Annotated in this window: 17 protein-coding genes and 1 tRNA gene; 12 read left to right on the top strand and 6 right to left on the bottom strand. The window is 56.2% G+C overall.

The window, feature by feature from the left end; translation table 11 throughout:
• Nucleotides 1-5 precede the first annotated feature (5 nt).
• The gene (gene arcC, locus RVY89_RS16435; RefSeq protein WP_484825899.1) at nt 6-917 is read right to left on the bottom strand and encodes a carbamate kinase; all 912 of its coding nucleotides are present in this window, start codon (nt 915-917) and stop codon (nt 6-8) included.
• Between the two features lie 10 nt (nt 918-927).
• Nucleotides 928-2,148, bottom strand: a complete 1,221-nt coding sequence (arcA, locus tag RVY89_RS16430) for an arginine deiminase (protein ID WP_029739276.1) — start codon at nt 2,146-2,148, stop codon at nt 928-930.
• Between the two features lie 675 nt (nt 2,149-2,823).
• Between arcA and RVY89_RS16425 the strand changes: the two genes are divergently transcribed.
• The 5 genes from RVY89_RS16425 to RVY89_RS16405 all read left to right on the top strand — a co-directional run bounded on the left by RVY89_RS16425 (nt 2,824) and on the right by RVY89_RS16405 (nt 9,635).
• Nucleotides 2,824-3,279 (top strand): YhcH/YjgK/YiaL family protein, encoded by a 456-nt coding sequence (locus tag RVY89_RS16425; protein ID WP_484825898.1) that lies wholly within the window; start codon nt 2,824-2,826, stop codon nt 3,277-3,279.
• Between the two features lie 234 nt (nt 3,280-3,513).
• A complete protein-coding gene (gene yagE / locus RVY89_RS16420) occupies nt 3,514-4,422 on the top strand; it encodes a 2-keto-3-deoxygluconate aldolase (protein WP_484825897.1) in 909 nt (302 codons plus the stop codon).
• Nucleotides 4,423-4,436: 14 nt separating this feature from the next.
• Nucleotides 4,437-6,404: a xylonate dehydratase YagF gene (gene yagF, locus RVY89_RS16415; RefSeq protein ID WP_484825896.1), complete on the top strand. Its 1,968-nt coding sequence runs from the start codon at nt 4,437-4,439 to the stop codon at nt 6,402-6,404.
• Nucleotides 6,405-6,630: 226 nt separating this feature from the next.
• Nucleotides 6,631-8,013: an MFS transporter gene (locus RVY89_RS16410; protein ID WP_049120387.1), complete on the top strand. Its 1,383-nt coding sequence runs from the start codon at nt 6,631-6,633 to the stop codon at nt 8,011-8,013.
• Between the two features lie 11 nt (nt 8,014-8,024).
• A complete protein-coding gene (locus RVY89_RS16405; protein ID WP_484825895.1) occupies nt 8,025-9,635 on the top strand; it encodes a glycoside hydrolase family 43 protein in 1,611 nt (536 codons plus the stop codon).
• 4 nt (nt 9,636-9,639) lie between these two features.
• On the opposite strand, the gene xynR is transcribed toward RVY89_RS16405, so the two are convergent.
• The 3 genes from xynR to argL form a co-directional block, all read right to left on the bottom strand.
• On the bottom strand, nt 9,640-10,398 hold the full coding sequence (xynR, locus tag RVY89_RS16400) for a DNA-binding transcriptional repressor XynR (RefSeq protein ID WP_484825894.1): 759 nt from the start codon (nt 10,396-10,398) through the stop codon (nt 9,640-9,642).
• 137 nt (nt 10,399-10,535) lie between these two features.
• Nucleotides 10,536-11,540: an ornithine carbamoyltransferase gene (gene argF, locus RVY89_RS16395; protein WP_010427327.1), complete on the bottom strand. Its 1,005-nt coding sequence runs from the start codon at nt 11,538-11,540 to the stop codon at nt 10,536-10,538.
• A complete protein-coding gene (argL, locus tag RVY89_RS16390) occupies nt 11,510-11,605 on the bottom strand; it encodes a putative translational regulatory protein ArgL (RefSeq protein WP_213014347.1) in 96 nt (31 codons plus the stop codon). The genes argF and argL overlap by 31 nt, the downstream gene beginning before the upstream one ends.
• A 99-nt stretch (nt 11,606-11,704) precedes the next feature.
• Between argL and rraB the strand changes: the two genes are divergently transcribed.
• From rraB to RVY89_RS16370, 4 genes are all read left to right on the top strand, one after another.
• Nucleotides 11,705-12,130 (top strand): ribonuclease E inhibitor RraB, encoded by a 426-nt coding sequence (gene rraB, locus RVY89_RS16385; protein ID WP_025759886.1) that lies wholly within the window; start codon nt 11,705-11,707, stop codon nt 12,128-12,130.
• Nucleotides 12,131-12,176: 46 nt separating this feature from the next.
• On the top strand, nt 12,177-12,935 hold the full coding sequence (miaE, locus tag RVY89_RS16380) for a tRNA isopentenyl-2-thiomethyl-A-37 hydroxylase MiaE (RefSeq protein WP_484825893.1): 759 nt from the start codon (nt 12,177-12,179) through the stop codon (nt 12,933-12,935).
• Nucleotides 12,936-12,965: 30 nt separating this feature from the next.
• Nucleotides 12,966-13,688, top strand: coding sequence for a topoisomerase II (locus tag RVY89_RS16375; protein WP_484825892.1), 723 nt, complete (start codon nt 12,966-12,968; stop codon nt 13,686-13,688).
• A gap of 106 nt (nt 13,689-13,794) precedes the next feature.
• A tRNA-Leu gene (locus RVY89_RS16370) sits at nt 13,795-13,879 on the top strand.
• 214 nt (nt 13,880-14,093) lie between these two features.
• Here the strand turns inward: RVY89_RS16370 and RVY89_RS16365 are convergent.
• Nucleotides 14,094-14,495 carry a hypothetical protein gene (locus tag RVY89_RS16365; protein WP_131775249.1) on the bottom strand — a complete coding sequence of 134 codons (402 nt, stop codon included), beginning with the start codon at nt 14,493-14,495 and terminating at the stop codon, nt 14,094-14,096.
• A 216-nt stretch (nt 14,496-14,711) separates the two neighbouring features.
• Between RVY89_RS16365 and RVY89_RS16360 the strand changes: the two genes are divergently transcribed.
• From RVY89_RS16360 to brxC, 3 genes are read left to right on the top strand one after another with little or no spacing between them, the layout of a single operon-like run.
• Complete coding sequence (locus RVY89_RS16360) at nt 14,712-15,329, top strand: DUF1819 family protein (protein WP_058675378.1); 618 nt, start codon at nt 14,712-14,714, stop codon at nt 15,327-15,329.
• Nucleotides 15,326-15,928 (top strand): DUF1788 domain-containing protein, encoded by a 603-nt coding sequence (locus RVY89_RS16355; RefSeq protein WP_058675377.1) that lies wholly within the window; start codon nt 15,326-15,328, stop codon nt 15,926-15,928. Before RVY89_RS16360 ends, RVY89_RS16355 begins: the two co-directional genes overlap by 4 nt.
• A 12-nt stretch (nt 15,929-15,940) precedes the next feature.
• Entirely contained in the window at nt 15,941-19,555 is a 3,615-nt protein-coding gene (gene brxC / locus RVY89_RS16350; RefSeq protein WP_248241159.1) for a BREX system P-loop protein BrxC, read from the top strand.
• Nucleotides 19,556-19,589: the final 34 nt, after the last annotated feature.

Genomic DNA, 19,589 nt, shown 5'->3' with positions numbered 1-19,589 from the left:
AGTGTTCAGTTACGAATCAACGTGCCTTTCTCGCCCGCGAGGATCTCCGCGCCGTCGGCCAGCGCGCCGATCCCGGCAATGCCGTTACAGGCTTCAACGAACTCGCGGCAGGCGGCCACTTTCGGCCCCATCGATCCGGCGTCGAACTGCATGCCTCTGAGCAGCTCCGGCGTGACCTGTGCCAGCGGGCACTGGGTCGGCTTGCCCCAGTCGAGGTACACCGCGTCGGCATCGGTCAGGATCAGCAGGGCATCGGCCTCGATCTGGCGCGCCAGCAGGGCGGCGGAGAGGTCTTTGTCGATTACCGCCTCAATCCCGCGATAGCCGTTGGCGTTTTCCACCACCGGTACGCCGCCGCCGCCGTTGCAGATCACCAGGTGGTCGCGCTGAATAAGCGCCGTGATGGCGTCGCTCTCGACGATGCGCTTCGGCTGCGGTGACGGCACCACGCGGCGGAAGTACTTCCCGTCGGCCTTAAACACCCAGCCTTTCTCCGCCGCCAGCGTTTTTGCCTGGGCTTCGCTGTAGACCGGGCCGATGTACTTGGTCGGGTTGCTGAAGGCCGGGTCGGCGGCATCCACTTCTACCTGCGTGAGCAGGACGCTTACCTCGCGCTGTGGAAGATTGTTTTTCAGCGCCTGCTGGAGCATGTAGCCGATCATTCCCTGGCTTTCTGCGCCGAGAACGTCCAGCGGGTAGGGCGTGACTTTGTCGTAGGCGCTGTTCTGCAGCGCCAGCAGCCCGACCTGCGGGCCGTTGCCGTGTACCAGCACCACGCGCCACTGTTCTGTTAATCCGGCGATGGTGCGGGCGGCCTGCTCGATGTTCTGGCGCTGGATCTCCGCTTCCAGCGGCTCGCCGCGCTTGAGCAGCGCGTTGCCGCCGAGGGCCACAACCAGAGTGGGTTTTCGTTCCATGATGGCTCCTTTAAATTCCGTCGCGTTCCAGAGGGCAGCTCATGCAGCGCGCGCCGCCGCGGCCGCGTCCGAGCTCGTCGCCAGGGATGGGCAGCACGGTGATGCCCGCTTTGTCGTACTTCTCGTTGGTCCAGACGTTGCGCTCGTAGCCGATCACCACGCCGGGGCGAATGGTCAGCACGTTGTTGGCGTCGTTCCACTGCTCGCGCTCGGCCTCAAAGGCGTCGCCGCCGGTGGTGATCAGGCGCACCTGGTTAATGCCGAGCGCCTTCTCGATGGCGTGCAGCAGATCGGTTTCCTGCGTGCGCAGCAGGCCGCCGCGTCCGTCCGGGGTGAGCGTCCAGCACTGGGCGTCTTTGCGCACCACTTCCGGGTAGACGGAGAAGGTATCTACGTCGATGTGGGTCATCACGGTGTCGAGGTGCATGCAGGAGCGGTGTTTGGGCAGCTCAACGGCGATCACGCGCTCGGCCTGGCGGTGTTTGAACAGGCTGTTGGCGAGGAACTCCACGCCCTGCGGCGTCGTGCGTTCGGACATGCCGATCAGTACCGCCCCGCGGCCAATAACCAATACGTCGCCGCCTTCTAACGTGGCGTGGTCGTAATTAATATTCTCGTCACCGAAATACTTAATAAAATCGCCGTCGGCGAACGCCGGGTGCCAGCGATATATTGCCCGCAGGTTATTCGTTTCACGCTGACGGGCCGGTTTGGCCATTGGGTTAATAGATACGCCGTTATAGATCCAGCAGGAGGTATCGCGGGTAAATAAATGGTTCGGCAGCGGCTTCATAATAAAATCATTTGCCGTGTGGGTATCGACCACCATATTTTTAATGGCCGCCGGTATTTCACCGTAGGTTAATCCGCCGCTCAGCCTGCGTGCCAGTTCACGGTGTGGCATATCCGCCAGCCAGCCGCGCACGTCGCCGGCAAAGGTTGGGCCGAGGCGATAGTCGGAGATTTGCGTATCCAGCAGCCAGGCTTTCGCTTCTGCAATATCAAGGGTTTGTGTAAGAAGGTCGGTCAACAGCAGGACTTCCACACCCTGCTCGCGCAGCGTGTTTGCGAAGATGTCATGCTCCTCACCCGCCCGCTCAACCGAGAGCACGTCATCGAAAAGCAGCTCCTGACAATTCGATGGCGTTAAACGTTTCAGACTTAAATTTGGGCGGTGCAGCATAACGCTACGCAATTGACCAATTTCAGAACCGACGTAATGCTTTTCCATAATTATTCCTTTAACTGTTTTTCAGAATAAAAAGGGCATGCGCCATGTGATGTATTTAACTTCATGGCGGCTAAGCTCAATTGATTTCGTGATTCATACTAGGCAGTTAAATAATCCGTATTGTGATGTTGCTCACGCGAAAATGGATATTAAGGGGGTTGTTTTCATTTGCATGATTCGCATCAGATAATGATTAATTGGTTATTTAGAAGAGGTGAATAGCTAAGCATGATCCGCTGGCATTATTTGAAGTTGTTATTATTTTGTAGATTTTAACGTTTTGAAATATGCTGTTATGTGGATGATTTTAAACGATAAAAACCATGCATAAGAATGGCTATGCAATTAACGTAATTAACTATTTTTGACTTAAGAAGAATCAATAAATAATTATGGTTTTTTAGAGCAAATTATCAAAACAGTAAAGTGTGAGGCAGCAATGGGTTTTGTTAATAAGATAGAACGATCAAGAGGTTAGAACAGTCGTGTGTTAAGCGCGGATCGAGGTTATGCATAACCCCTGCATAAATGCCTGGGCAGGATTAACAGAGAATTAACACCTTTTCCGATAAACATGCCCTCGCGCAAACCTCTATGAAAAAGGACTGGTATGGCAGTCAGGTTTCTCGTATAAAAGGTAACAATGAAACATTGTTTTATATTGAGGGTTGAATCATGATTATCGGCAACATCCACCATCTGCAATCCTGGCTGCCTGACGATCTGCGCCAGGCGATTGAACACGTTAAAGCCCACGTCACCGACGCCACGCCGCTCGGCAAGCACGACATCAACGGCAACAGCCTGTTTTATCTGGTCTCCGAAGACACGACCCAGCCGTTCGCCGAGCGCCGCGCCGAGTATCACGCGCGCTATCTGGATATCCAGATCGTGATGAAGGGTCAGGAAGGGATGACCTTCAGCACCCTGCCGCCCGGCACGCCGGACACCGACTGGCTGGCGGACAAAGACATCGCGTTCCTGCCGGAAGGCGGGCAGGAGAAAACCGTGGTGCTGAGCGAAGGGGATTTTGTGGTGTTCTGGCCGGGCGAGGTGCATAAGCCGCTGTGCGCGGTAGGGGCACCTGCTAAGGTCAGGAAAGTGGTTGTTAAGATGCTTGTGGCAAGGTAAAAGCAAAAACGACAACAAGGTTGTCGTTTTTCAGTGTTTGCACCCTCTCCCTGTGGGAGAGGGCCGGGGTGAGGGCACCAGACCGCACCCACGCAATATGTGATCCAGCTTAAATTTCCCGCACTCCCTCTTCAACTCTCATTTACCTGCGCTTTTCCTGCGTCATAGTATGAACGTTAAATTAATGAACGCTGTTCTATAATGTAGAACAAAATGAGTCAGCAAGGAGATCTCATGCCGCAGTCCGCGTTGTTTACGGGAATCATTCCCCCTGTCTCCACCATCTTTACCGCCGATGGCCAGCTCGATAAGCACGGCACTGCCGCGCTGATCGACGATCTGATCGCGGCAGGCGTTGACGGCCTGTTCTTCCTGGGCAGCGGCGGCGAGTTCTCCCAGCTCAGCGCCGAAGAGCGTAAAACCATTGCCCAATTTGCGATCGATTGTGTCGATCGTCGCGTACCGGTGCTGATCGGCACCGGCGGCACCAACGCCCGGGAAACCATTGAGCTAAGCCAGCACGCCCAGCAGGCGGGCGCGGACGGCATCGTGGTGATTAACCCCTACTACTGGAAAGTATCGGAAGCGAATCTGATCCGCTATTTCGAGCAGGTGGCCGACAGCGTCACGCTGCCGGTGATGCTCTATAACTTCCCGGCGCTGACCGGGCAGGATCTGACCCCGGCGCTGGTGAAAACCCTGGCCGATTCGCGCAGCAACATCGTCGGCATCAAAGACACCATCGACTCCGTTGCCCACCTGCGCAGCATGATCCATACCGTCAAAGCCGCTCACCCGCACTTCACCGTGCTCTGTGGCTACGACGATCATCTGTTTAATACCCTGCTGCTCGGCGGCGACGGGGCGATTTCGGCGAGCGTAAACTTTGCTCCGCAGGTGTCGGTGAATCTTCTGAAAGCCTGGCGGGATAAAGACGTGGCGAAAGCGGCTGAGTATCATCAGACCCTGCTGCAAATCCCGCAGGTATATCAGCTGGATACGCCGTTTGTGAACGTCATTAAAGAGGCGATTGTGCTCTGCGGCCGCCCGATTTCTACGCACGTGCTGCCGCCCGCGTCACCGCTGGACGCGCCGCGCAAGGTGCAGCTGAAAACCCTGCTGCAACAGCTCAAGCTCTGCTGAGCCGGACGATAACCATGACAATCGAGAAGATTTTCACCCCTCAGGACGATGCGTTTTATGCGGTGATCACCCACGCGGCTGGGCCGCAGGGCGCGCTGCCGCTGACTCCGCAGATGCTGATGGAATCCCCCAGCGGCAATCTGTTCGGCATGACGCAGAACGCCGGGATGGGCTGGGACGCCAACAAGCTGACCGGGAAAGAGGTGCTGATTATCGGCACCCAGGGCGGCATCCGCGCCGGAGACGGACGCCCGGTCGCGCTGGGCTACCACACCGGCCACTGGGAGATCGGCATGCAGATGCAGGCGGCGGCGAAGGAGATTACCCGCAACGGTGGGATCCCGTTTGCGGCCTTCGTCAGCGATCCGTGCGACGGGCGTTCTCAGGGCACGCACGGCATGTTCGACTCCCTGCCGTATCGCAACGACGCGGCGATCGTGTTTCGCCGCCTGATCCGCTCCCTGCCGACGCGCCGGGCGGTGATCGGCGTGGCTACCTGTGATAAAGGGCTGCCCGCCACAATGATCGCCCTGGCTTCGATGCACGACCTGCCGACCATTCTGGTGCCGGGCGGGGCGACGCTGCCGCCGACCGTGGGAGAAGACGCGGGCAAGGTGCAGACTATCGGCGCGCGCTTTGCCAACCACGAGCTGTCATTGCAGGAGGCCGCCGAGCTGGGCTGTCGAGCCTGCGCGTCGCCGGGCGGCGGGTGTCAGTTCCTCGGCACGGCGGGCACCTCGCAGGTGGTCGCGGAGGCGCTGGGTCTGGCGCTGCCGCACTCCGCGCTGGCCCCGTCCGGACAGGCGGTGTGGCTTGAGATCGCCCGCCAGTCGGCACGGGCGGTCAGCGAGCTGGATAACCGCGGCATCACCACGCGCGATATCCTCACCGACAAAGCCATCGAAAACGCGATGGTGATCCACGCGGCGTTCGGCGGCTCGACGAATTTACTGCTGCACATTCCGGCCATCGCCCACGCGGCGGGCTGCACGATTCCGGACGTAGAGCACTGGACGCGCGTCAACCGTAAGGTGCCGCGCCTGGTGAGCGTGCTGCCCAACGGCCCGGACTATCATCCGACAGTGCGTGCTTTCCTGGCCGGCGGCGTGCCGGAGGTGATGCTCCACCTGCGCGATCTCGGCCTGCTGCATCTGGACGCCATGACCGTCACCGGCCAGACGGTGGGCGAAAACCTCGACTGGTGGCAGGCGTCCGAGCGACGTAAGCGCTTCCGCCAGTGCCTGCGCGCGCAGGACGGCGTGGATCCGGATGACGTGATCCTGCCGCCGGAGAAGGCAAAAGCGAGAGGGCTAACCTCGACGGTTTGCTTCCCGACGGGCAACATCGCGCCGGAAGGATCGGTGATTAAGGCCACGGCGATCGACCCGTCGGTCGTCGGTGAAGATGGCGTGTACCGCCACACCGGCCGGGCGAGGGTGTTTGTCTCGGAAGCGCAGGCAATCAAGGCCATCAAGCGGGAAGAAATTAAGCAGGGCGATATCATGGTGGTGATCGGCGGCGGGCCGTCCGGCACCGGCATGGAAGAGACCTACCAGCTCACCTCCGCGCTCAAACACATCTCATGGGGCAAGACGGTATCGTTAATCACCGATGCGCGCTTCTCGGGCGTGTCGACGGGCGCCTGCTTCGGCCACGTGTCGCCGGAGGCGCTGGCGGGCGGGCCGATTGGCAAGCTGCGCGACAACGACATCATCGAGATTGCCGTGGACCGTCTGACATTAACAGGCAGCGTGAACTTTATCGGCACGGCAGAAAACCCGCTGACGCCGGAAGAGGGGGCGCGCGAGCTGGCGGTCAGGCAGACGCACCCGGACCTGCACGCCCACGACTTTTTGCCGGACGACACCCGGCTGTGGGCGGCGCTGCAGTCGGTGAGCGGCGGCACCTGGAAAGGCTGTATTTATGACACCGATAAAATTATCGAGGTAATTAACGCCGGTAAAAAATCGCTCGGTATTTAATTATTTTTCACGCGATTGTCGTCTACGGAATATATTCCGTGGGCGGCTTTTGCTTGTCTGTGTTTTATCAATTTAAACAATAAGTTGTGATATATCGTTGGCGTCACAAAAGCAAAATAACGTAATTCAGAAATAAGATATGACCATTGCTGGTTAATTGAGCAGCTCATTACACTCCATTAACACGATGTTGTAATTCAGCACACTACATAAGGGTGTAATTCTGATGACGCAATTAACCATGAAAGACAAAATTGGCTATGGGCTGGGTGACACCGCCTGCGGTTTCGTCTGGCAGGCCACGATGTTTCTGCTGGCCTATTTCTACACCGACGTCTTCGGCCTGTCGGCGGGCATAATGGGCACGCTGTTTTTGGTCTCACGCGTGCTCGACGCCGTAACCGATCCGCTGATGGGGCTGCTGGTTGACCGCACCCGCACGCGGCACGGCCAGTTCCGCCCGTTCCTGCTGTGGGGCGCCATCCCGTTTGGCATCGTCTGCGTGCTGACCTTCTACACGCCGGACTTTTCCGCGCAGGGCAAAATCATCTACGCCTGCGTGACCTACATTCTCCTTACCCTGGTCTACACCTTCGTTAACGTGCCCTACTGCGCCATGCCCGGCGTCATCACCGCCGACCCGAAAGAGCGTCACGCCCTGCAGTCCTGGCGCTTCTTCCTGGCAGCGGCGGGATCGCTCGCCATCAGCGGCATCGCGCTGCCGCTGGTGAGCATCATCGGTAAGGGGAACGAGCAGGTGGGCTATTTCGGCGCCATGTGCGTGCTGGGCCTGACCGGCGTGGTGCTGCTCTACGTCTGCTTCTTCACCACCAAAGAGCGCTACACCTTTGAGGTGCAGCCGGGCTCTTCGGTGGCGAAAGATCTCAAGCTGCTGCTCGGCAACGGCCAGTGGCGCATCATGTGCGCGTTCAAGATGATGGCGACCTGTTCCAACGTGGTGCGCGGCGGGGCGACGCTCTACTTCGTCAAATACGTGATGGATCACCCGGAGATGGCGACCCAGTTTTTACTTTACGGCAGCCTTGCCACCATGTTTGGCTCGCTCTGCTCCTCCCGACTGCTGGGGCGCTTCGACCGCGTCACCGCCTTCAAGTGGATCATCGTTGCCTACTCGCTCATCAGCCTGCTGATTTTCGTCACCCCGGCGGAGCATATCGCCCTGATTTTCGCCCTCAACATCCTGTTCCTGTTCGTCTTTAACACCACCACGCCGCTGCAGTGGCTGATGGCCTCTGACGTGGTGGACTACGAGGAGAGCCGCAGCGGGCGCCGCCTCGACGGGCTGGTGTTCTCCACCTACCTGTTCAGCCTGAAGATTGGCCTGGCGATTGGCGGAGCGGTGGTGGGCTGGATCCTGGCGTACGTCAACTACTCCGCCAGCAGCAGCGTGCAGCCGGTTGAGGTGCTCACCACCATCAAAATTCTGTTCTGCGTGGTGCCGGTGGTGCTCTACGCGGGCATGTTCATCATGCTGTCGTTCTACAAGCTCACCGACGCCCGCGTGGAGGCCATCAGCCAGCAGCTGATCAAGCACCGCGCGGCGCAGGGCGAGGCCGTTCCCGACGCCGCGACAGCCGCATCCCATTAACCGGAGGCAATATGGAAATCACTAACCCGATACTCACCGGCTTCAACCCGGACCCGTCCCTGTGCCGTCAGGGCGAGGACTACTACATCGCCACCTCGACCTTTGAGTGGTTCCCCGGCGTGCGCATCTACCACTCCAGCGACCTGAAAAACTGGTCGCTGGTCAGCACGCCGCTGGACCGCGTGGCGATGCTGGACATGAAGGGCAACCCGGACTCCGGCGGCATCTGGGCGCCGTGCCTGAGCTACGCCGACGGCAGGTTCTGGCTGCTCTACACCGACGTGAAGATTGTCGACTCGCCGTGGAAAAATGGCCGCAACTTCCTCGTCACCGCGCCGTCCATTGAGGGGCCGTGGAGCGAGCCGATCCCGATGGGCAACGGCGGGTTCGATCCGTCCCTGTTCCACGACGACGATGGCCGCAAATATTACCTCTACCGCCCGTGGGGGCCGCGCCACCACAGCAACCCGCACAATACCATCGTGATGCAGGAATTTGACCCGCAGACCGGCACGCTCTCGCCCGAGCGCAAAACCCTGTTTACCGGCACGCCGCTCTGCTACACCGAGGGGGCGCACCTGTATCGCCACGCGGGATGGTACTACCTGATGGTGGCCGAAGGCGGCACCAGCTACGAGCACGCCGTCGTGGTGCTGCGTTCAAAAAACATCGACGGGCCGTACGAGCTGCACCCGGACGTGACGATGATGACCAGCTGGCACCTGCCGGAGAACCCGCTGCAGAAGAGCGGCCACGGCTCGCTGCTGCAGACCCACACGGGGGAGTGGTTCATGGCCTACCTCACCAGCCGCCCGCTACGCCTGCCAGGCGTGCCGCTGCTGGCCTCCGGCGGGCGCGGCTACTGTCCGCTGGGCCGCGAGACCGGCATCGCCCGCATGGAGTGGCGCGACGGCTGGCCGTATGTGGAAGGCGGTAAGCACGCGCAGCTGACCGTGAAAGGCCCGCAGGTGGTGGAACAGCCCGCAGCCGTTCAGGGCAGCTGGCGGGACGATTTCGACGCCAGTTTGCTCGACCCGGAACTGCAGACCCTTCGCATTCCCTTCGACGACACCCTCGGCTCGCTCACCGCGCGCCCGGGCTACTTACGGCTCTACGGCAATGACTCGCTCAACTCGACCTTTATCCAGTCGACCGTGGCGCGCCGCTGGCAACACTTTGCCTTCCGCTCAGAAACGCGGATGCAGTTCTCGCCGGTCCACTTCCAGCAGAGCGCGGGGCTGACCTGCTACTACAACAGCAAAAACTGGAGCTACTGCTTTGTTGACTACGAGGAGGGGCAGGGCAGAACGATTAAGGTGATCCAGCTCGACCACAACGTGCCGTCATGGCCGCTTCACGAGCAGCCGATTCGGGTGCCGGAACATGCGGAGAGCGTCTGGCTACGCGTGGACGTGGATACGCTGGTCTACCGCTACAGCTACTCGTTTGACGGCGAGACGTGGCACGCCGTGCCGGTCACGTATGAGGCGTGGAAGCTGTCGGACGACTACATCGGCGGGCGCGGCTTCTTCACCGGCGCGTTCGTGGGGCTGCACTGCGAGGACATCAGCGGCGACGGCTGCCACGCGGACTTCGACTACTTCACCTACGAGCCGGCATAACGGCTCAGGCCGGGTAGCCCAGCGCGCGTGACAGTGCGAGCCCGGCCTGCTGAAGCTGCTCGCGGAAATTAGCCAGCTCGGCGTCGTCCACGCGGGAGGTCAGCGTCGACAGGCTCAGGGCGGCAATCACGCGGGATTCGTGGTTCCACACCGGCACCGCCACGCAGCGCACGCCCTGCTCGTTCTCTTCGCGGTCCAGGGCGTAACCCTGCTCGCGGGTCTGCGTCAGGGCGGTCATTAACGCTTCGCGGGAGGCGAGGGTTGCGGGCGTAAAGGTGGTGTACTGATAGCCCTCCAGCAGGGCGTTCAGCTCGGCCTCGCCCAGCCAGGCAATCAACACCTTGCCGATGGCAGTGGCGTGAACCGGCAGGCGGCGGCCGATGCGTGAATAGGCGATGGCGGCCAGCTTGCCTTCAATCTTCTCGATATAGACCCCTTCACGCCCGTCCAGGATCCCCAGATGGGTGGTCTGCCCGGTCCGCTGGGACAGCTCCGTCAGCCAGCCTTTCGCCTTCTGACGAATATCGATGGAACCCACGACAAAATGACCGCGCTCGACCAGCTTCATGCCGAGGCGATATTTACCGTTCTCCGGGTTCTGATCGATATAGCCGTGAAGCTGCAGGGTTTTCAGCAGCGAGTGGAGGGTACTCTTGCTCAGCCCCATCAGTTTGCTGATGTCGGTGATCTTAAGCTCGGTGGCCTGCTCGTTGAACAGGTCGAGGATCTGCAACGCACGTTCAACAGACTGAATAATCGGCATAATGCTGGCATGTCCACGCTGGAATTAAGGCGAAAACGTACCTTTTTCGGGGTGAAAAATCAATGAAATGGAGCCGGTGTTCTCCCTCTCCCCGTGGGAGATGGGCGGGGGAGGGCACCAGACCGCAGAGGAGTCAATCATTCCCCAAGCGTCGCCACCATCACCGCTTTAATCGTATGCATCCGGTTTTCCGCCTGGTCGAACACGATGCTCGCCGCCGACTCAAACACCTCGTCCGTCACTTCCATCCCGCCGTGCAGATCGAACTCCTTCGCCATCTGCTTGCCGAGCGTGGTCTGGTCGTCATGGAACGCCGGCAGACAGTGCAGGAACTTCACGTCCGGGTTGCCTGTCAGCGCCATCATCTGCGCGTTCACCTGATACCCGCGCAGCAGCGCGATACGCTCCGCCCACTTCTCTTTGGCTTCGCCCATCGACACCCACACGTCGGTATAGATAAAGTCCGCGCCCTTCACGCCCGCGGCTACGTCTTCCGTCAGGGTAATTTTCCCACCGTGTTTTTCCGCCAGCGCGCTGCACTCCGCCACCAGGCTCTCTTCCGGCCAGCAGGCCTTCGGAGCCACCAGGCGCAGATCCAGCCCGGTCAGCGCCGCCGCTTCCAGCATTGAGTTGCCCATGTTGTTGCGCGCGTCGCCCGCGTAGACCAGCGTCATCTCGTTAAACGCCTTGCCCGGCAGGTGCTCCTGCATGGTCAGCAGGTCCGCCAGCAGCTGGGTCGGGTGGAACTCGTTGGTCAGCCCGTTCCACACCGGCACGCCCGCATACTGCGCCAGCGTTTCGACGACTTCCTGCCCGTGACCGCGATACTGAATGCCGTCGTACATCCGCCCGAGAACCCGTGCGGTGTCCTTAATTGACTCTTTATGCCCAATCTGGCTGCCGCTCGGCCCTAAATAGGTGACGCGCGCGCCCTGGTCAAATGCGGCAACTTCGAAAGAGCAACGGGTACGGGTCGAGTCTTTTTCGAAGATGAGCGCGATGTTTTTACCGGTAAGCTTCTGTACTTCCTTGCCATTTTTTTTATCGGCTTTGAGCTGTGCGGCAAGAGTCAGCAGAGAAGTGAACTGTGCAGGGGTAAAGTCGAGCAATTTCAGAAAGTGTTTCTTGTACAGATCAGACATTTTATCCTCACATGGCGAACGCCACTTATTGAATTAAAATTCACTTTATATGTGTAATTATTCATTTGCAACCCCGTTTCACAAATCTTTCCAACAAAGGTGGAGGCAAACCCGTCCGTGTGTGAAAATAGAAGTATCTGCCGCACTTTAAAGAGGATTGAGCCATGGCAAACCCGGAACACCTGGAAGAGCAACGCGAAGAGACGCGTCTGATTATTGAAGAGCTGCTGGAAGACGGTAGCGATCCGGACGCGCTGTACACCATCGAGCACCATTTCTCTGCGGATGATTTCGACGCGCTGGAAAAAATGGCCGTGGAAGCCTTCAAGCTGGGTTACGAAGTGACCGAGCCGGAAGAGCTGGAAGTGGAAGAGGGCGACACCGTCATCTGCTGCGACATCCTGAGCGAAGGCGCGCTGAAGGCGGAGCTTATCGACGCGCAGGTCGAACAGCTGATGAACCTGGCCGAGAAGTTTGATGTGGAATACGACGGCTGGGGAACCTACTTCGAAGATCCGAACGGTGAAGACGGCGAAGAAGGTGACGACGAAGATTACATCGACGAAGACGACGACGGCGTGCGTCACTAAGTGATTCAGGCGGTGGCACGCGCCACCGCTTTTTCAAGGCAGAACCATGGATTACCCGCAGATACTCGCCCCCGTACTCAACTTCCTCCAGTGCCCGACCCCGCAAGCATGGATTGATAAAGCCCGCGACCCGGCAAACCTGCCGCTGCTGCTCACCGACCACATGGTGTGCGAGCTCAAGGCCGCCCAGACCGCGCTGCTGCTGGTGCGTAAATACGTCGCCGACGAAAGCGGTGCCGACGCGCTGCTCGACTGGCTCAAACCCTACGAACAGTTCACCTTCCGCGACGGCCCGGAGCCGGACTTCATCGCCCTGCACAGGCAGATTGGCAAAAGCGTAATGCCCAAAACCGACGACCCGTGGGGCCAGGCGCTCATCGACAGCATGGTGCTGCTGATTAAAGAAGAGCTGCACCACTTCTGGCAGGTGCGCGAGGCGATGCTGGCCCGCGATATTCCATACGTCAAAATCACCGCCAGCCGCTACGCCAAAGGGATGCTGAAAGAAGTGCGCACCCACGAACCGCTGACGCTGATCGACAAGCTCATCTGCGGTGCCTACATCGAAGCCCGCTCCTGCGAACGCTTCGCCGCGCTGGCCCCGTACCTCGACGACGACCTGCAGAAGTTCTATCTCTCGCTGCTGCGCTCGGAAGCGCGCCACTATCAGGACTACCTGACGCTGGCCCAGCAGGTGAGCGACGAAGATATCTCACCGCGCATAAAGCTTTTTGGCGAAATTGAAGCCACACTTATCTCGACACCGGACAACGAGTTTCGCTTCCACAGCGGCGTGCCGGTGTAAACCGGCATAGCGAAAGGATAAGGATGCGAGATGAATAAAACGTGGACCCGTATTGTGATTGTCGTCGTCGCGGCCGCCGCCGTGGCGTTCTGGGTATTCTTCGATAAGCAGCGTGCCCCCGAACACCAGATTGATACCACCCTCAACGCGATGCCCGCCTGGCAGGTGATTAAGGAGCAGGAGCCCGCGCTGCATCAGCGCATCCTCGACCAGATGGCCGCCCTGCAAAAAGCGGGCGAGCCGGAGCAGCAGATTATCGACACCATCCAGCCGCAGATCCTGCATTTGCAGATGTCGCGCCTGCAAAACGCCCCGGACGCCAACGTGGTGAACTACATGACCATCAACATGGAGCAGACTGCCGCCATCCAGAAGGTGAGCGACGACGCCTGCTTCCGCTTCCTCTACCCGATGGTGAAGGGCGGCGTGAACCCGATGCGCATGCTGGATAAAGACCTGATGACGCGGCGCATGCAGGCCGACGCCGACATGATGCGTGCGGCCTACGGCAAAAACCGCCACACCGTGACCCCGGCCGAACGCGAGGCGGCTGTCGAGGACGTGCGGCCGATTATGAAGCAACTTGCCGATAAGTACGGCGAGGACATCCAGCTGCTGCAGATGCCGGAGAAGGCGGCGGGCAAAGAGAAGCTCTCCTGCGATATAGTGCAGGAGATGTGGGCGAAGGTGCTGGCGCTGCCGGAGCAGAAGGCGGCGAGGGTGATTCGGCTTGCGGTGTCTGAGCTGGAGTGACAAAGGGCGCTGGTTTTTTGGGCACTTAGCGCGGGTTTAGCGCGTCGTCGCTTGCATGGCGGCGCGCGACAGGTATAATCCACAACGTTTCCGCATCCCCTTCAGTGCCGAAGTGGCGAAATCGGTAGACGCAGTTGATTCAAAATCAACCGTAGAAATACGTGCCGGTTCGAGTCCGGCCTTCGGCACCAAAAGATGCAAATCAAAGTCGCTTAAGGGCGGCTTTTTTTGTGTCTATATTCATCTAAATTTACTCATCACCAAACGTAATAAAATCGAATTTATTGGTGATAAATAACAATCGATATTGCTTGAACATTCTGCATATAACTGGTTCTTTCCCTGCTGAGTTTGAAAAGCAGAATGTTAAACAGGACGCTTAACAATTCCCTGGCAATATTATCGTTACCACTTTCCCCTATGTGCATGAGCATGGTCCAGCTTGAGCGGCATAGCATCCGCGTGTCCAAAGCTACGGTTGAACGCTGCAAGATGGCAAGGTGTACAAAGATGCACTTTCCCATAGTTGCTGTCGGCATATGCCCTGATTGGGCTGATGTAGCTGTGGCATTCGGCACAGTAATGTTTTTCTGTAACGATTTTCCCCCTTCTGACCTTCAGGATCAGCGGACCGTGCTCACCGCTGACAAGATTATCATAATCGCTGGTTGCAATATTATAGCGGGTCGGTTTTCCATGCCGTTTAGCTGTAGCGTCCGTCTTTTCTTGGCGACTTCCTAGTGCCTTGAGGATTTTCTTCTGCGAGTAAGGTGACAAGACAAATCCCGGATTATTTACTTTCGACATTGTAGTTTACCTCTGGTTACGATCCATAAACTCACTCAATACGAGACTTTCGTGAAGGCATCAAACCGGAAATTACGCTCTAAATCTATGATCAGGATCAGTCGATAATCTGCATCAATAAATCACATCATTGTTCGGGTCTTAACCATGGCATATCACCTGCGGGCCGATTACAATCATTACTTGATTTTTTGCGAGCAGCATTCCGGATTTTTGATGACAAACACCATGAAAAAAAATGACAAACGCTGGATTGGCGATCTGCTGGGCGGTTCGTTGATGGTCCGAGAGAGCCGAACCATTGCTGAGCTGTTGCTATCTGAGCCAGATGAAACGACCTGGCAGCAGCAAATAATCAATGAAAATATTCTTCAGGCATCCTCCACCAGTACCGCAAATCGTTATGCCAGAACCTTAAGGCTGCGATTAATGACCCTGGATCGTGAGTGTTGGCAACTGATTGCTAATGGCAGTGAAAGCGAACGTCTGCAGATGCTGTTGGTTGCATTGATGATACAGTCGCCAGTTGTTGCGGAGTTTATTGCTGATGTCGTAAATCCGGCTCGCCAACAGTTTAAAGAAAAGCTTGGTTTAAATTGCTGGGGTGATTTTGTGGATGAGAATCTTCGTTTGCACCCGGAGCTGGCTGCATTCTCTGATTCATCTATCCAAAAAATGGGTAACAATCTGATTAAGGCGCTTGCAGAAGCAGGTTACCTGGATAGCCCACGCCGCCGGAACTTACAAAACGTTTTCCTTCTACCAGATGTTGCAACGGCCTTGCATCGTTTAAACAAAGCCGAATTGCTTCCTGTTCTGGAGGGTAAAGCATGAATGATCCGATCCTTGAATATCGTTTAAAACAGTTAGAAGAACGTATCGGCGACGACCGTTTTTTGAAAAACCAAGGCTCCGGCAACGAGATTGGCTTCTGGATCTTTGACTATCCGGCGAAGCAGGAGCTTCAGGTCCGCGAGTATTTACACTTTTTATTCAAAAAACTGGATAAAAAATATACCTATAAAACACTCAATATCTTCCAGGTTATCATCGATATGCTTGAAGAACGTAAGCTCTTTGACCGTATCTGCCAGCGAGAGCCTGAGCTTGGCCTTGAGACACTGAAAAAGCATCTGGCAGCCCCGCTGAGCCAAAAAAAAATCGCGGAATATATTGCGCGTACGGTCGATCTTCCGGCACAGCAATTTGTCATTCTGACGGGCCTCGGTAACGCCTGGCCATTGGTTCGCGGTCATGAGCTTATGAGCGCACTTCAGGACGTGATGGGGTTTACACCACTGCTGATGTTCTATCCTGGCACCTACAGTGGATATGATCTTTCTCCACTCTCAGGCATTAACTCGCGTAACTATTACCGCGCCTTCAGACTGGTACCAGAAACCGGACCTGCGGCGACTTTGACTCCTCGTTAAAAGACGACAGCAATGAACATAGAAAAAATTTTTGAGAAACCGCTAAAACGTAATATTAACGGCGTAGTTAAAGCCGAGCAGACCGACGACGAAAGCGCCTGGATAGAACTGGATGAGTACGTCATCACTCGGGAGCTCGATGGCCACCTGCGTCAGTTCTTTGAAGTCTATGCCCCAGCTACTGGACCCGGCAGATTACAGCTTGCCGATAAAATGGGCGTCTGGGTTTCAGGCTTCTTTGGGTCCGGTAAATCACACTTCATTAAGATCCTTTCCTATCTGCTGGCGAACCGCGAAGTTAGCCACAATGGCGTCACGCGTAATGCGCTCTCCTTCTTTGAAGAGAAAATTGATGATGCACTGCTGTTGGCCGATATTCGGAAATCGGTTCAGCATCCGACTGATGTCGTACTATTCAATATTGACTCACGCGCTAATGTCGAAGATGGCGTTGATGCCATTCTCAAAGTATTTCTGAAAGTCTTTAACGAACTGGCCGGTTATTGTGGGGACTTCCCGCATATTGCACACCTGGAACGTGAGCTCGATAAGCGTGGACAGTTTGATACCTTTAAAGCCGCTTTTGCGGACATCACCGGCTCTCGTTGGGAAGATGAGCGTGATGTTTATCTGATGATAAACGATCAGATGGCGCAGGCGCTGAGTGTTGCTACAGGCCAGAGTGAAGAGTCTTCTCGCCAGTGGATCGAGCAACTTGATAAGAACTTCCCTCTGGATATCAAAAATTTCTGTACGTGGGTTAAAGATTGGCTGGATAGTCAAGGCAACCGCAACATCCTGTTTATGGTCGATGAAGTAGGTCAATTCATTGGCAAAGATGGGCAGATGATGCTGAAGTTGCAAACCATCACAGAAGATCTGGGCGTTATTTGCGGTGGCCGCGCGTGGGTAATTGTTACATCCCAGGCAGACATTAATGCTGCAATCGGCGGTATGAGCAGTGGAGATGGTCGTGACTTCTCCAAGATCCAGGGGCGTTTCTCAACGCGTTTACAACTCTCCAGCTCGAATACTTCAGAAGTTATCCAGAAACGTCTGCTGGTGAAAACAGAAGCGGCAATACCGGCGCTGGAAGCTGTCTGGCAGGAAAAAGGCGATATTCTGCGCAACCAGTTGGCGTTTGACACGACAACCACGGCTACGCTGCGTGCCTACACCAACAGTCGCGAGTTCGTGGATAACTATCCGTTTGTACCGTGGCATTACCAGATACTGCAAAAGGTCTTTGAATCAATCCGAACCAAAGGGGCCGCAGGTAAGCAGCTGGCAATGGGGGAGCGTTCTCTGCTGGATGCCTTCCAGTCGGCAGCTGTACAAATCTCTGCAGAGGGTCTGGATAGTCTGGTCCCGTTCTGGCGCTTTTACTCCGCGATCGAAAGCTTCCTGGAACCTGCGGTTAGCCGCACTATCATTCAGGCCTGCCAGTCTCCGTCACTGACTGAATTTGACGGCAAACTGCTAAAGACGCTGTTCCTGATCCGCTACGTTGATGTGCTGAAAAGTACGCTAGACAATCTCGTCACGCTCTCTATTGAGCGTATTGATACTGACAAAGTGGAACTCCGTCGACAGATTGAAGCCAGCCTTAATCGTCTGCAGGCTGAGATGCTGATCTCGCGTATTGATGACAAATTCGTTTTCCTCACTAACGAAGAAAAAGAGATCGAAAATGAAATCCGTAATATTGATGTGGAATTCACCACCATCAATAAGCAACTCTCAACCATCATTTTCGAAGAGATCCTGAAGAACAAAAGATATCGCTATCCGGCCAATAAGCAGGATTTTGATATTAGTCGTTTTTGTAACGGACACCCACTAGATGGCGCAAATCTTAACGATCTGGTGGTTAAGGTGCTCACGCCACTGGACTCGAACTACGAGAGCTATAAGGGTGCGCATTCTAATAGTCTGCTGATGACGGACAGTAAAGATTGCATCTTAATTTGCCTGCCTGATGAGGCTCGTACCTGGCAAGACCTGACCATGTACGCACAGACCAAAGCCTTCCTTAGTAAGCAAAGCGGCCAGCGCCCGGAACAGGCAACACTGTTGGCTGAAAAAGGCCGTGAAAATGGCATGCGCGAAAAAACGCTGAAGGCGCAGATTGAAGGCTTGTTGGCTCAGGCTGATGTCTGGGCGTTGGGCGAGCGGTTGGATAAGAAATCCTCTTCGCCGTTAGCTATCGTAGATGCAGCCTGCGGTTACGTTATCGAGAACAGTTTCTCCAAACTAAAATTGCTGCGCCTGAGTACCGGAGACGTAAATCGTGAAACTCACGCGCTGTTGACAGTAGAAAATGATACCCAGCTCGACCTCGGTGATATGGAAGAATCCAACCCAGAGGCGATGCGTGAAGTGGACAACTGGATCAGTATGAGTATTGAGACTCATAAGCCAGTTTACCTGCGGGATATTCTTACCACTTTTGGCCGTCGCCCATTTGGCTGGCCGGAGGATGAGGTCAAATTGCTGGTGGCCCGTCTGGCACGCAGCGGTAAATACAGCTTCACTCTGCAAGGCAGTGAAATCGCACTGAAGCAGGCGTGGGATGCGTTTAATAATTCACGTCGTTACAGCGATTTGCGTCTGCATAAAGTTCGTCGCCATGACGAAGCGCAGTTGACTAAAGCTGCGCAGCTGATGGCTGAGATTGCCGGAGAACCGTTTAACGAGCGTGAAGAACAGCCTCTAGTCTCTCATATTCGCGAACTCTTTGGCCGCTGGAAGAGCGAACTGACCGTTTTTAAAACTCGTGCAGAGAATGGACAAAACCCTGGCCGTAAAGAGATAGAAGAAGGCCTGGTATTGCTGAACGGGATCCTCAACGAGAAAGAAGAATACGCGGTGATTGAAAAAATCACCGCAGCGGCTGACGATCTTAAAGATTTCTCGGAAGACTGGGACGATTTGGTCAGTTTCTACAAAAACCAGTACGCCACCTGGCAGCGCTTGAGTATGGCGTTGAATGGCAGTTTCAAAGCTAACCGTAACGCGCTGGATAAAGACGAAACGGCCCATAAGGCTTTGCAGGAGCTGGAAGGGATCTACAGTAAGGCACGACCTTACGGAGAGCTGCACCGGATTATCCCGCTGATTGAAACCGTTGAAACCATCAACCAGCGTCTGGTGGAAGAATACCGAAGCCATGCGCTGCTACAGATCGATGGTCATATCAATGAGCTGAAGCAAAGCATGCTGGAGATGCACGTCCCTGCTGACTTGCAGCACTCGCTTTTACACCCGATGCAGCAATCGCGTAAGAAAGTAGAGCAGAACGGTCTGATTCCGCAAATCATGGAAGAACAGGCTGAGGTTAGGGCGCTTCAATTTAAAGCGAACGAACGGCTGAACAGCTGGGTTGAGGAACAGCGTAAGAAAGTGCCTGACCCGAAAAAACCGCCTCAGCCAGGAATTATCGACCCCATCGATAAGCCTGAACCCAAACTGAAAAAGACCATCTACGTGAACACGCGTAAAACAATGGAACGAGCTGCGGGTGTGACAACGCTGGATAACGCCGAACAGGTAGACAAAGCCCTGGAGCAACTCCGTAAAACGCTCATGGATGCCATTAACGCAGGCGAACGCGTACAGCTTCAGTAATATTCCCCATTTTCAGGGCAGGCGTTGTCTGCCC

This window comes from Enterobacter sp. 3U4, from assembly GCF_057224565.1.
This window is presented reverse-complemented; position numbering and strand designations above follow the sequence as displayed.

Bases quoted from the DNA above. Each gene is read 5' to 3' on its own strand.
- RVY89_RS16405 (WP_484825895.1), top strand. From the start codon at position 8,025: ATGGAAATCACTAACCCGATACTCACCGGCTTCAACCCGGACCCGTCC.
- RVY89_RS16355 (WP_058675377.1), top strand. From the start codon at position 15,326: ATGAATGATCCGATCCTTGAATATCGTTTAAAACAGTTAGAAGAACGT.
- arcC (WP_484825899.1), bottom strand. From the start codon at position 917: ATGGAACGAAAACCCACTCTGGTTGTGGCCCTCGGCGGCAACGCGCTG.
- xynR (WP_484825894.1), bottom strand. From the start codon at position 10,398: ATGCCGATTATTCAGTCTGTTGAACGTGCGTTGCAGATCCTCGACCTG.
- brxC (WP_248241159.1), top strand. From the start codon at position 15,941: ATGAACATAGAAAAAATTTTTGAGAAACCGCTAAAACGTAATATTAAC.
- yagF (WP_484825896.1), top strand. From the start codon at position 4,437: ATGACAATCGAGAAGATTTTCACCCCTCAGGACGATGCGTTTTATGCG.
- arcA (WP_029739276.1), bottom strand. From the start codon at position 2,148: ATGGAAAAGCATTACGTCGGTTCTGAAATTGGTCAATTGCGTAGCGTT.
- miaE (WP_484825893.1), top strand. From the start codon at position 12,177: ATGGATTACCCGCAGATACTCGCCCCCGTACTCAACTTCCTCCAGTGC.
- RVY89_RS16365 (WP_131775249.1), bottom strand. From the start codon at position 14,495: ATGTCGAAAGTAAATAATCCGGGATTTGTCTTGTCACCTTACTCGCAG.
- RVY89_RS16425 (WP_484825898.1), top strand. From the start codon at position 2,824: ATGATTATCGGCAACATCCACCATCTGCAATCCTGGCTGCCTGACGAT.
- rraB (WP_025759886.1), top strand. From the start codon at position 11,705: ATGGCAAACCCGGAACACCTGGAAGAGCAACGCGAAGAGACGCGTCTG.
- yagE (WP_484825897.1), top strand. From the start codon at position 3,514: ATGCCGCAGTCCGCGTTGTTTACGGGAATCATTCCCCCTGTCTCCACC.
- RVY89_RS16360 (WP_058675378.1), top strand. From the start codon at position 14,712: ATGACAAACACCATGAAAAAAAATGACAAACGCTGGATTGGCGATCTG.
- argF (WP_010427327.1), bottom strand. From the start codon at position 11,540: ATGTCTGATCTGTACAAGAAACACTTTCTGAAATTGCTCGACTTTACC.
- RVY89_RS16410 (WP_049120387.1), top strand. From the start codon at position 6,631: ATGACGCAATTAACCATGAAAGACAAAATTGGCTATGGGCTGGGTGAC.
- RVY89_RS16375 (WP_484825892.1), top strand. From the start codon at position 12,966: ATGAATAAAACGTGGACCCGTATTGTGATTGTCGTCGTCGCGGCCGCC.
- argL (WP_213014347.1), bottom strand. From the start codon at position 11,605: ATGAATAATTACACATATAAAGTGAATTTTAATTCAATAAGTGGCGTT.